A 12,096-nucleotide genomic window follows, 5' to 3' on the forward strand; every position below is an offset into this window, starting at 1 on the left:
AGGGGTGAGCGTCGCGCGAACGTCCGCACCCGCCCGGCGACAGCTGGCCGTGCGGGTGGGCGGCGCTGCGTGGGTGCTGATCGCGCTGTATTTCGTCGCGGAGGTCGTGACCGCACGCGCCTGGCCGCGGCCGTACCGGGTGGGGACGAATTCGATCAGCAATCTGGGTGTCACGGGCTGCGACGGATCTGCCGCCGCGAGGCTCTGCTCGCCGCTGCACGCGGTGATCAACGGCGCGTTCGTGCTCACCGGGATGCTCATCCTCGTGGGCGCGGTGTGTCTGCGCGGCTTCCTCCCGCCCGGCATCCTCCGACGCGTCGCGCTGGCCCTGTTCGGTGTGGCCGCCGTCAGCGCTGCCCTGACCGGTTTGGTTCCGATCGACGTGGACGCCCACCTCCATCAGGTCGTCGCGACCCCGACGTTCGTCGCACGCAACGCCGCCATGCTCGTCGTCGCGGTCGGGCTGTACGAACGCTGGCGCGCCTTCGCACTGTGGACCGGTCTCTGCGGACTCGTCGGGGTTCTCGGAACGGCGGCGATCCTGCTTCCCGGCGCACCGTTCGGCATCACCGAACGCCTGGCGCTTTACCCGTTCATCGTGTGGGTTGTGACCGCCGGGTTCAGTGCGCTTCGCGCCCGTGCGTGGGAAACGAGTCCAGAGACTCCGTAACCACGCACGGGGCGCCGAAGGTGCCACCATGGAGTGATGTCCACAGCCCTCACGCATGCCGCCGCTACCCAGCAGGTCGCGGAGAACGGCCGCATCTCGATCGAACCCAATCACAAGCGCATCCGGGTGTTCTTCGGCGGTCAACCGGTCGCAGACACCACCCGTTCGGTGTACCTGTTCGAGAAGGGACACCTGCCCGTCTATTACATACCCCGCGACGACGTGAACTTCGACTTCCTCGCGCCCGTCGACGCGTCCACCACCTGCCCGTGGAAGGGCAAGGCGCGGTACTGGGATCTCGTCGTCGGTGACCGCCGCGCCGAGCAATCGGTGTGGGGTTACGACGAGAAACTCGCGGATTCCCTCGACCTCAGCGCGTACGTCGCGTTCTACTGGCACCGGATGGACGCCTGGTACGAGGAGGATCAGCAGGTTTTCGTCCATGCTCGCGACCCGTACGTCCGGGTGGATGTGCTGCCGTCGTCCCGGCACGTGGAGGTCTTCGTCGGCGACACCCTGGTCGCCGACACGGTCCGTCCGCGTCTGCTGTTCGAGACGTCGCTGCCGGTGCGCTACTACGTTCCTCGCATCGACGTGCGGTCCGAGTTCTTCACCGCCTCCGACACCCGGACGTCCTGCCCGTACAAGGGGACGGCGTCGTATCTGTCGTTCACCGGGACCGACGGCACGGATCCGGTGGAGGACGCAGCCTGGTTCTACCCGTTCACCACCGCGGAGGCGTCGGGCATCGACGACCACGTCTCGTTCTACCCGGACCGTGTGCGGATCGTCGTCGACGGCACCCCGGTGGAGAACTAGCGGGCCGGCAGCGGCGGCAGTTCGAGGTTGTCCCGGAACGTGCCGCCGACGTAGTCGTCGCCGACGATTCCGCGTCGCCGCAGTTCGGGCAGCAACCCGTTGACGACGAAGTCGCGGGTCCGGTCCTCGGCGAGCCCGCCGAGGGAGATGACGTCGAGAACACCCGCGTCGTAGCGTTCCTGGACGGCGTCGGCGAGTTGATCGGGGGTGCCGGCGACCGCCCAGTGCCCGGTGTCCTTGGACGCGATGATCAGCTCACGCAGCGTCCGCCCGGACGCGGCGAGCCGGCTGAAGATCTCGACCCGGCCGCGTCGGCGGTTCACCGACCCGACGTCGGGCAGCACGTCCGCCGGGATCGGCTTGTCGAGCGGCAGCCCGGACAGGTGGATGTCGCCACCGAACATGTCCTCCAGCCGGATCCGGCCTGCCTCGAGGTCGGTGGCCTCCTCCTGTTCCCGGACGAGCCGTCGCACTTCCGCCTCGGACGCGCCGTAGGTGGCGTGGAACGAACTCATGACCAGGGGCAGTCCGTGGGCGCGGCCGAGTTCGGCGGCGCGTGCCCGGATGCTCTTGGTGTAGGTAACGGCGTCCTCGAGGGTGGGCAGCGACGTGAACACCACCTCGGCGAAGCGGGCGCCCAGTTCCACGCCGGCCGCGGATTGGCCGGCCTGGAACTGCACGGGACGGCGCTGCGGCAGCGGCGGGATGTTGAGCGGACCCTTGACTGTGAAATAGGTGCCCGTGTGGTCGATCGGCCGCACCCGGCCGGCGTCGAGCCTGGTACCTCCGGCACCGTCGGACGTGAGCGCCCCGGGCTGCCAGCTGTCGAACAGTGCGTTGACGACTTCGAGGGATTCCGTTGCCCGGGCGTACCGTTCCTCGGGGCTGGGGAGGTCGCGGTCGCTGTAGTTCTCCTCACCCAGCGACGACGTCACGGCGTTCCAGGCCGCGCGTCCGTTGCTCACGTGGTCGAGGGTGCCGAACAGCCGTGCGAGGTTGTATGGGTGGTGGAACGTGGTGGTCACTGTCGCGATCAGCCCGACGTGCGAGGTCACGGCGCTCAGCGCCGACAGGAAGATCAGCGGTTCCTGCGCGCCGATCGCGCCCTGCGCCCCGAAGCTCAGCAGGTCGGCGGCGAACAGCGCGTCGAACTTGTTCGCCTCCGCGATCTTCGCGATCTCGATCGAGGAGGCAACGGTCGACTGCTGCGGGTCGATCGCCGCCGCATAGGTGCTGACGGCGCCGCTGACTCCCGTCACCGTCTTCAGTGGGCGGCGTCGCGCAGTACTCATTCGCCCAGCCTAGGAACGGCGGGCCGGTCGGCCCAGCGTTCGGATCAGCCGGATTCTGACCGCCCACGACACCGTCCCGCTACCGTCGGGGTGTGCTGTTCTCGCAGATCGTCGCGACGTCCCGGGACGTGGGTGCCACCCGGTCGCGGAAGGTGAAGGTCGGGGCGCTCCGTGAGGTCCTCACCCGGCTGGAGCCGCCCGAGGTGGAACCGGTGGTCGCGTGGCTGTCCGGGGAACTGCGGCAGGGCCGGATCGGAATCGGCTGGCGGACAGTCGCGGACATTCCGGCGACGCCCGTCGACGCCGGGTCCGTCACGGTGTCCGAGGTCGACGGGACCATCTCCGCCGTCGCAGCGGTCACCGGCTCCGGGTCGACGGCACGCCGGCGTGAACTGCTCGCGGACCTGTTCTCCCGCACCACCACCGACGAGCGGGATTTCCTGATCCGGCTGGTCACCGGCGACCTCCGCCAGGGCGCACTGGAGGGGGTGATGACGGACGCGATCGCGGCGGCCGCCGATCTTCCCGTCGAACCGGTGCGCCGGGCATTCATGTTGTCGGGACGGCTGCCCGCGACCGCGGTCGCGGCGTTCGGCGGCGGGGTCGACGCGCTCACCGCGTTCCGGCTCGAGGTGGGCCGTCCGGTGCGGCCGATGCTGGCCTCCCCCGCCGAATCCCTCGCCGACGCGTGGACCGAACTCGGCGGCGACGTCAGCGTCGAATACAAACTCGACGGCGCGCGCATCCAGGTGCACCGCAACGGGGACGAGGTGCGAATCTTCACCCGCACGCTGCGTGAGATCACCGCCAGTGTGCCGGAACTGGTCGAACTCGTCGCCGACCTGCCCTGCACGTCGGCGGTGTTCGACGGGGAGACGCTGGCGCTCACCGACAGCGGCAGGCCCCGGCCGTTCCAGGAGACGATGAGCCGCTTCGGCGCCGAGTCCTCCCGCGACCTGCTGCTGCACCCGTACTTCTTCGACTGCCTGCATCTCGACGGCGTCGACCTGCTGGATGCTCCGCTCGAGCAGCGGTTGGACGCGCTGGAACGGGTCGCGCCGCAACACCGCATCCCCGGCCTGATCCGACCCGACAGCGACCGGGCCGCAACCCATTTCGACGACGCCCTGGCCGCCGGGCACGAGGGTGTGATGGTCAAGTCGCTCGCCGCCCCGTACGCGGCGGGACGACGCGGCCGCGCCTGGCAGAAGGTGAAACCGGAGCACACCCTCGATCTGGTGGTGCTCGGCGCGGAGTGGGGATACGGGCGGCGCACCGGATACCTGTCCAATCTGCACCTCGGGGCGCGCGACCCGGACGGCGGCGCACCGATCATGGTGGGCAAGACGTTCAAGGGCCTCACCGACGCGCTGCTGCAGTGGCAGACGGACGAGTTCCCCCGCCACGAACGCCGCCGCGACGACCACACCGTGTACCTGCACCCCGACCTCGTCGTGGAGATCGAACTCGACGGCGTCCAGGTCAGCTCCCGCTACCCCGGCGGCCTCGCCCTGCGGTTCGCGCGCGTCCTGCGGTACCGCCCCGACAAGGCGGCCGCCGACGCCGACACCATCGACGCCGTCCGCGCCCTGCTGCCGGGGTGAGCGCTCGTCCTGCGTGGCGCGCGCCGGGGCGGTAGCCTCCCCGGCACAACAAGTCGCCGTGCCGCGAGGGGGTCGACCAGTGACATTCGTTTCCCGCTTCGTGCCGTCGTGTGTCGCCGCGGTGGTCGAGGACGCGTACCGGAGGGCGGCCGAGGCGGCGGAGGGTCCCGTCCGCGTCGCCGTGTGCACGGTCACCGTGCCGATCGAGGTCGGAAAGACGTCGTTCCACATCCTCCGGCTCACCGAGGAACTGCTCGAAGAGGTCGTGTTCCTGCTGCGGACGATGCGGCCGGTGGTGGAGGCGGTGAGCACGGGCAGGCAGTCCGACAATTTCGACACGATGTTCCGGACTCTCGAGCAGATCCAGCAGTCGGCCGACGCGATCACCCGCACGCCGATCGGGGTGGTCCGGAGCGTCTTCTCACCGGCCCGTCCGGTGCCCGAGCAGGTCGACTATCACCCCACCGTCATCGACGCCGAACCGCCGCCCGCCCCCGGTCTCACGGTCCGCATCGCGTCGATCACGTTGACGGCGCCGAGCATCACGTTCGGCAGGCCCGCGCGCTGACCGCGCCCACCCGGATACGCTCGTATGGTGAGCGAACACATCCTCGTCACCGGTGGATCACGCGGCATCGGCGCCGCTGTCGTGCGTCTGGCCGTCCATCGCGGCTATGAGGTGACGTTCACCTACCAGAACGACGACGAGGCCGCCGGACACCTCGTGCACCAGTGCGGCATCCGCGCCACCGCGGTGCGTGCCGATGTGCGCGACGCCGCGCTGGCCGCCGCCGTGGTGGGCACGGCCGACGAGCGCGGGCAACTGACCGCGGTGGTCAACAACGCGGGGACCACCGGTCCGCTCGGCACCTTCCTCACCACCACGGACGCGTCGCTGCGGGACGTGTTCGACGTCAACGTCTTCGGGACGATCAATTACGCCCGCGCGGCGGCCGAGCACTGGGTCCGGGAGGGGCGCCCCGGCGTGATCGTCAACCTCAGTTCGGTTGCGGCCGGAACCGGGGCACCCGGCGAATACATCGGCTACGCGGCCTCGAAGGCGGCCGTCGACAGTCTCACGACGGGGCTCGGGCGGGAACTGGCGAGCGCGAACATCCGGGTCGTCGGCGTCGCTCCCGGCACCACCGACACCGACATCCACGCGGCCGCGGGCGACCCGGGGCGACCCGAACGGGTCGCCGGTCGGATCCCCCTCGGCCGGGTCGCGACACCCGAGGAGATCGCCGAGGCGGTGCTGTGGGCCCTGTCCCACCAGGCGTCCTACGTCACCGCCACCACCATCGCCGTTGCCGGCGGTCTGTGACTACTGCGGATTTGCGCCGCACCTCGGGACGAGCATCGGCACCCGCCTGCGGTAGTTGCGATAGTCGTCGCCGAACGTGTCGATCAGGTCGTGTTCCTCGAACCGCACCGCGACCAGGATGAAGCCGGTGGTGCCCACGGCGAACAGCAGGCGTCCCCACGTCATCGTCGGCGCCACCCAGAACGCGATGATGAAACCGGCGTACAGCGGGTGCCGGATCACCCGGTACAGCACGGGTGTCCGAAAGCTGCTGGGCAGAGCCGACTTCCCGCTCTGATTTCGCAGCACTTGGCGCACCCCGAACAGATCGAAGTGGTCGATGGCGAACGTCGCGGCCAGCACGAGGGCCCATCCGCCGAGCGACACGGCGAAGATCGCGACGCGCACCCAGCTCGTCTCCACGTGCCAGATCTGGTCGGGCAGCGGACGCCATTGCCACATCATCAGCGCCAAAGCGGCCGTGGCGAGCAGTACGTAGGTCGAGCGCTCCATCGGTTCGGGGACGATCTTCGTCCAGCGCTTCTTGAACCAGGGCCTGGCCATCACCGAATGCTGCATCGCGAAAACCATGAGTAGCGCCACGTCGACGACCACCGCGACCACGACAGGGGCGGCGGGACCGTCGTTGATCGTGTGGGGCACGACGAGGCCCTCGACCCATCCCATCGCGTAGAGGAACACGACCAGGAACGTGACGTACACGACCGTTCCGTACACGGTGATCAGTGTTCTCGCGACGCCGCCGGGGCGGTGCTTCTGCGGTGCTTCGACCATCTCGGCCATGATGTTCTCTCCGATCCATGGGTTTCCCCCGACGCACCGAAGTCTCCGGCCGCGCGACGGGCGCGACCAGTAACCCTGGGGTGAGGGTCACTGCACCCCCGCGACCTGTCGGATCGGTTGACTACTCTGTGGCCATGCTTCCCGAGGATTTCCGCCAGATCGACATGTCGTCGATCAAGGCGGTCCTCGGAACCACCACGTACACCCGCGGCGAGCAGTACGCCCGCGACCACGCGGTAATCCAGATGTCGTGGGATCCGGCGGCCAAGGAGCTGTGGGGTGAGGTGGCGGGCACGGCGAGGGAGCCGTACTCGGCGTCGGCGTTCGTCGCATCCGTTCCCGGCCGCACGGTGTACCGGTACGGAATCTGCACGTGTCCGGTCGGGATGAACTGCAAGCACGTCGCCGCCCTCCTGATCACGGCGATGCGTCAGGCGAGGTCCGAGGCCCAGGCGGCGGTCGCGCCCACGTGGGAACGCTCCCTCGGTTCCCTCCTCACCGCCGATCCTTTCGGCGACTCCGGCGGACGCTCGCCGCTCGCCATCCAGTTCCGGGTGCAGGCGTCGGCTGCCGGCGCGGCACCTCGGTTGCTGGTACGGCCCGTCCAGCCGGGCAGCAGGGGCTGGATCGTCGGCGGGCTGGCGTGGAACAAGCTGGGCAGCCAGTTCCAGCATCCCGCCGAGCAGATCCGGGTGCTGCACGAGATCCACCTGCTGGCCGACGGGGGTCTGACCTATCGCCGCCAGAACTACACCGATCTCGATCTCGGGGTCTTCGCCAGCCGCCAGCTGTGGTCGCTGCTCGACGAGGCGGCCCGGGTTGGTGTCGAGCTCATCCACTCCTCCACGCGTCTGGGCGCGCTCGGCCCCTACCGCACGGCCGAGGTCTGCCTCGACGCCACCCGCGACGAGGCCACGGGCTCTCTCGTGGTGCAGCCGGTGGTCCGGATCGACGGTCGACCCGTCGACGCAGCGACCGTCGGCTTCATTGGCGTCCGGGCCCACGGCCTGTTCTACGTCGACGCGGACGACCGCATACATCTCGCCCGGCTCGACGCGACCGTCCCCGCTCCCCTGCAGGACCTGGTGCGCCGCCGCACACCCATCGAGGTTCCCGCCGCCGAGCAGTCCCGTTTCCTGACGGACTTCCTGCCGAAGCTGCGCAATCTGGCCACGGTCATCTCCTCGGACGGCTCGTTCGTCCCACCTGCGATCTCCGCACCCACCCTGGCGTTGCGGGCCAGGTATCTGCCCGACCACGACGTCACCGTCGACTGGGAATGGTTGTACACCGTCGGGGACGACGAGCACCGTGTGCCGCTCACGGCCCGGACGTCCGGTGACGAGTTCCGGGACGACGCCCGCGAACGTGCCCTGCTCGACGAACTCGACATCGACTGGAACAGATACGGATTGGGGTCGGACGGCCCGGAATCGACGGCGCTGCGCGGACTCGACACGATGCGTTTCACCACCGAGGTCCTGCCCCTGCTCGACGGCAAGACCGACGTGTCCATCGACGTCTCCGGCGACCGCGCCGACTACCGCGAGGCCGGCGATTCCCTCGCCATCGGGGTGTCCACCGCCGCGTCCAGCGACAGCACCGACTGGTTCGACCTCGGTGTCACCCTCACCGTCGAGGGCCGGGACGTCCCGTTCGACCAGGTCTTCTCCGCGCTCAGCGCCGGAAAGTCCGAACTGCTGCTGCCCGACGGCGCCTACTTCTCCCTGGACAAGCCGGAATTGCACACGCTGCGGAAGCTGATCGACGAGGCCCGCGCCCTCCACGACCGCGCCGACGGGTCGCTGCGGATCAGCCGGTTCCAGGCGAGCCTGTGGGAAGAGTTCGCATCCCTCGGCACCGTGGAGCGCCAGGCGAAGGCGTGGCGGCAGCAGGTGGACGGCCTCCTGGCCCCGGGCACCGTCCACGAGGTCGACGTCCCGGTGACGCTCGACGCGCAGTTGCGCCCGTATCAGGTGGAGGGGTTCCGCTGGCTGGCGTTCCTCTGGGAGCACGGGCTCGGCGGCATCCTCGCCGACGACATGGGGCTCGGCAAGACCCTGCAGGCGCTGGCGATGATCTGCCATGCGCGGCAGTCGAATCCGGCCGCGCCGCCGTTCCTCATCGTGGCCCCCACCAGCGTGGTGTCGAACTGGGAGTCCGAGTCGGCGCGCTTCGCCCCGGACGCGAATGTTGTCGCGATCGCCGACACCCTGAAACGCCGCAAGGTTCCGATGGACGAACTGGTGCAGGGCGCCGACATCGTCGTCACGTCGTACACCCTGTTCCGCTTGGAGTTCGAGGCCTACGCGGAGTGCACGTGGTCGGGACTGATCCTCGACGAGGCGCAGTTCACCAAGAACCATCAGTCCAAGATCTACCAGTGCGTCCGCCGGCTCGAGGCACCGTTCAAGCTGGCGATCACCGGCACGCCGATGGAGAACAATTTGATGGAGTTGTGGTCACTACTTTCCATCACCGCCCCGGGACTGTTCCCGAACCCGGCCCGGTTCACCGACTACTACCGCAAGCCGATCGAGAAGCAGGGCGACGCCGAACTCCTCGCGCAGCTGCGCCGCCGCGTCAAACCGCTGATGTTGCGCCGCACCAAAGAGCAAGTGGTGAAGGATCTTCCGGCCAAGCAGGAGCAGGTGCTCGACGTCGACCTGCACCCGAAGCACCGCAAGATCTACGACACCCACCTGCAGCGTGAGCGGCAGAAGATCCTCGGCCTGCTCGCCGACGTCGACAAGAACCGCTTCACGATCCTGCAGTCGCTGACCCTGCTCCGGCAGCTGAGTCTCGACGCCGGACTGGTCGACGACGAGTACCGGGACGTCCCGTCCGCCAAGGTGGACGCGCTGCTCGAACAGCTCGCGGACGTCGTCGCCGGCGGTCACCGGGCGCTGGTGTTCAGCCAGTTCACCGGGTTCCTCGGGAAGGTCCGCGACCGTCTCGACGACGCGGGCATCGCGCACGCCTACCTCGACGGCGGCACCCGGCGCCGCGGCGACGTGCTCCGCGATTTCAAGGAGGGCGACGCCCCGGTCTTCCTGATCAGCCTCAAGGCCGGCGGCTTCGGGCTGAACCTCACCGAGGCCGATTACTGCTTCATCCTCGACCCGTGGTGGAACCCGGCCACCGAGGCCCAGGCCGTCGACCGCGCGCACCGCATCGGGCAGACCCGCAACGTGATGGTGTACCGGCTGATCGCGAAGGACACCATCGAAGACAAGGTGATGGCGCTGAAGGCGAAGAAGTCGGCGCTGTTCGCGAGCGTCATGGACGCCGATACCCTGCTCAGCTCCAGCCTCGACGCCGACGACATCCGCAGCCTGTTCGAGTAGTGCCGGCCATCGAATCATCACCCGAGGAGACCCCGTGAGCGAGTACCAATACTTCGAGTTCCTCGCACTCGACACTCCCCTGAGCAAGCGAATGCAGTCGGAGGTACGCAAGCTCTCGACCAGGGCCGTCATCACGCCGACCACCTTCACGAACACCTATCACTTCGGCGATTTCCGCGGCGATCCACGCAAGATGGTGCACAAGTGCTATGACCTGCACATCCATGTCACGAGTTGGGGAACCCGCCGCCTGATGGTCAAGGTGCCGGCTCAGACGTTCTCGGAAGATGCGGCCGACTACACGGTCGAGCCGTACCTCGAGGTCGAGTCGATCGCCAAGCACCTCGTCTTCGACTTCACCCATGAGGACGACTCAGCCGATTTCACGGACGCAGCCGAGGGATGGATGGCGTCCCTCGCCCGGGTCCGCGACGAGATGATGATGGGTGACGTGCGACCGCTGTACCTCGGATGGTTGGCAGCGATCGGGACACGGCAACTCGACGGATACGACGAGTGGGAGCACGAACGCGAACCCTCGGTGCCCGCCGGTCTCGATGCCCTCACCGCGCCGCAGGGGGCACTCACCGACTACCTTCGGATCGACACCCATCTGCTGGCTGCGGCCCGCGAGGCGAGTTCGCCCCTCCCCTCGAAGACCCAGACCACCGCGGGATTGCGCAGGCAGATCGCGAAGCTCCCGGAAGCGACGAAGAACAAGATCCTGCTCGCCGTCGCCGAGGGTGAACACGCGGTGGCGAGGACCGAGCTCGCCCGCGTGACCGCCGATGCCGGTCGAAGTATCTACCAGCAGCCCCGTACCGTCGTCGCGCTGCTCGAGCGCGCCGACCAGCTGCGCCAATCAGCCCACCCGAGACACAGCCGTCGCGCAGCCCGATAACGTCAGAAAGCTCACCCGAGTGAGGAGTGCGAGTTGAGCCGAAACAGTCAGCAGAACCGCGCCGCACGCAAACGCAAGAAGCAGCACCGTGGCAATGCCCGGGAGCAGCGTCCACCCCGTCCCGAGATCGAGGGTGCCGAATCCTTGGTGTTCGCCGGAATCGAGTTCGCGTACGGGCCCTCGGCGGATCCCGAGTCGCTGCAGCGGACGGTCCGTCAGCTGGCCGATCTCGACGGTTCCCGGTCGGCCGACACTGTTCTCGACTGGGTGTCTCGGATCCTCGACGGGTCGATGGACCACGTGTTCGGCACGGGGTGGCAGCCGACGGAATTCGTTCACGCGGTGCGCCGGGAATTCGGTGCGCGCACCGCTCGGCTGACGGTCACCGTGATCGGCGCGCATGCGAGCCGCACGTCGGCGCGCAAGGTCGCGCCGGCGCAGTGGCGGGAGCAGCTCGACGAGCTGGGTATCGCACCGGACAGCGCACCCGCCCGTGGCTACCTGTCCGCGTGGTGTTCCTCGGAGAACGCCGACCCCGCCGACACGTGGACGGCGATCCTGTCGTTCCTCGGCTATTGCAGTTACCTGATACCCCTGACCCCGCTGCTTGCGACCCCGGCGAACTGGAGCGAGGGCATGGCCGCCGCGTCGTCTGTTTCACGGGGGCCCGAACCCAAGATTCTGGCCCGCATCCGCGGCCTGCTGGCCAAGGCCGAAGCGACTCCGTACGCAGAGGAGGCGGAAACGCTCTCGTCGAAGGCGCAGGATCTGATGACTCGCTATGCCATCGACAGCGCCGTCGTCGACGCCGCCGAGCACACCTCACTGCGTGATCAGGTCGTCACCCGCCGGCTGCTCGTCGACAACCCCTACCCCGAGGCGAAAGTTCAGCTCTTGCACTGTGTGGCTGACACCAACAGCGTCCGCGTCATCTGGCATCAGCGATTCGGCCTCGTCAGCACGGTCGGGATGCCGATCGACCTCGATCTCTGCGAGATGCTGTTCACCTCACTCCTGGTTCAGGCGTCACATGCGCTCAGCGAGGCGGGTGGCGACCGGGTGAAGCGAACCCCCAGCTTCCGTCGGTCGTTCCTGCTCGCCTTCGCGGCCCGGGTGGGCGAACGGCTGGCGATCGCCAGGGATCAGGCCGGCCGCGACGCGTCCAGTCAGTACGGCAAGGAACTGGTGCCGATCATGGCCGAACGGACCGAAGCAGTCGGATCGGTGTTCGAGAAGCAGTTCCCTTCGGTCGTGACGACATCGCATTCGGTCACCAACGCGCATGGCTGGCAGGCGGGTCGCGTGGCCGGCGAGTTGGCCGATCTGACCGGCGGCCGGGAACGCATCACCGGCTGA

At 68.5% G+C, this 12,096-nt stretch carries 10 protein-coding genes; 8 read left to right on the top strand and 2 right to left on the bottom strand.

All coding sequences use genetic code 11. From position 1 onward, the window contains the following. The first annotated feature begins 4 nt into the window (after positions 1 to 4). Positions 5 to 670, top strand: coding sequence for a DUF998 domain-containing protein (locus I1A62_RS14820; RefSeq protein ID WP_219459006.1), 666 nt, complete (start codon positions 5 to 7; stop codon positions 668 to 670). A 36-nt stretch (positions 671 to 706) separates the two neighbouring features. Continuing rightward, complete coding sequence (locus I1A62_RS14825) at positions 707 to 1,489, top strand: DUF427 domain-containing protein (RefSeq protein ID WP_219459007.1); 783 nt, start codon at positions 707 to 709, stop codon at positions 1,487 to 1,489. On the opposite strand, the gene I1A62_RS14830 is transcribed toward I1A62_RS14825, so the two are convergent. Continuing rightward, complete coding sequence (locus I1A62_RS14830; RefSeq protein WP_219459008.1) at positions 1,486 to 2,781, bottom strand: NtaA/DmoA family FMN-dependent monooxygenase; 1,296 nt, start codon at positions 2,779 to 2,781, stop codon at positions 1,486 to 1,488. The two genes, I1A62_RS14825 and I1A62_RS14830, sit on opposite strands and share 4 nt — an antisense overlap. Before the next feature lie 92 nt (positions 2,782 to 2,873). Between I1A62_RS14830 and I1A62_RS14835 the strand changes: the two genes are divergently transcribed. The 3 genes from I1A62_RS14835 to I1A62_RS14845 all read left to right on the top strand — a co-directional run bounded on the left by I1A62_RS14835 (position 2,874) and on the right by I1A62_RS14845 (position 5,709). After that, the gene (locus tag I1A62_RS14835; protein ID WP_219459009.1) at positions 2,874 to 4,385 is read left to right on the top strand and encodes an ATP-dependent DNA ligase; all 1,512 of its coding nucleotides are present in this window, start codon (positions 2,874 to 2,876) and stop codon (positions 4,383 to 4,385) included. A 79-nt stretch (positions 4,386 to 4,464) separates the two neighbouring features. Next, positions 4,465 to 4,953: a hypothetical protein gene (locus I1A62_RS14840; protein ID WP_219459010.1), complete on the top strand. Its 489-nt coding sequence runs from the start codon at positions 4,465 to 4,467 to the stop codon at positions 4,951 to 4,953. Positions 4,954 to 4,980: 27 nt separating this feature from the next. Beyond that, positions 4,981 to 5,709 (top strand): SDR family NAD(P)-dependent oxidoreductase, encoded by a 729-nt coding sequence (locus tag I1A62_RS14845; protein WP_219459011.1) that lies wholly within the window; start codon positions 4,981 to 4,983, stop codon positions 5,707 to 5,709. Here the strand turns inward: I1A62_RS14845 and mddA are convergent, their stop codons facing one another. Beyond that, a complete protein-coding gene (mddA, locus tag I1A62_RS14850) occupies positions 5,710 to 6,492 on the bottom strand; it encodes a methanethiol S-methyltransferase (RefSeq protein WP_124396335.1) in 783 nt (260 codons plus the stop codon). Positions 6,493 to 6,626: 134 nt separating this feature from the next. On the opposite strand from mddA, the gene I1A62_RS14855 reads away from it, so the two are divergent. Genes I1A62_RS14855 through I1A62_RS14865 form a run of 3 tightly spaced genes read left to right on the top strand, consistent with a single transcriptional unit; the run spans position 6,627 to position 12,096 of the window. Then, a complete protein-coding gene (locus tag I1A62_RS14855) occupies positions 6,627 to 9,839 on the top strand; it encodes an SNF2-related protein (RefSeq protein ID WP_219459012.1) in 3,213 nt (1,070 codons plus the stop codon). A gap of 34 nt (positions 9,840 to 9,873) precedes the next feature. Then, a complete protein-coding gene (locus I1A62_RS14860) occupies positions 9,874 to 10,740 on the top strand; it encodes a hypothetical protein (RefSeq protein ID WP_219459013.1) in 867 nt (288 codons plus the stop codon). Between the two features lie 33 nt (positions 10,741 to 10,773). Beyond that, a complete protein-coding gene (locus I1A62_RS14865) occupies positions 10,774 to 12,096 on the top strand; it encodes a DUF2786 domain-containing protein (protein WP_219459014.1) in 1,323 nt (440 codons plus the stop codon).

This window comes from Rhodococcus sp. USK10 (genome assembly GCF_019378875.1).
In the GTDB taxonomy this organism is placed as follows: Bacteria; Actinomycetota; Actinomycetes; order Mycobacteriales; family Mycobacteriaceae; genus Rhodococcus_F; species Rhodococcus_F pseudokoreensis.

Bases quoted from the DNA above. Each gene is read 5' to 3' on its own strand.
- I1A62_RS14855 (WP_219459012.1), top strand. From the start codon at position 6,627: ATGCTTCCCGAGGATTTCCGCCAGATCGACATGTCGTCGATCAAGGCG.
- mddA (WP_124396335.1), bottom strand. From the start codon at position 6,492: ATGGCCGAGATGGTCGAAGCACCGCAGAAGCACCGCCCCGGCGGCGTC.
- I1A62_RS14830 (WP_219459008.1), bottom strand. From the start codon at position 2,781: ATGAGTACTGCGCGACGCCGCCCACTGAAGACGGTGACGGGAGTCAGC.
- I1A62_RS14825 (WP_219459007.1), top strand. From the start codon at position 707: ATGTCCACAGCCCTCACGCATGCCGCCGCTACCCAGCAGGTCGCGGAG.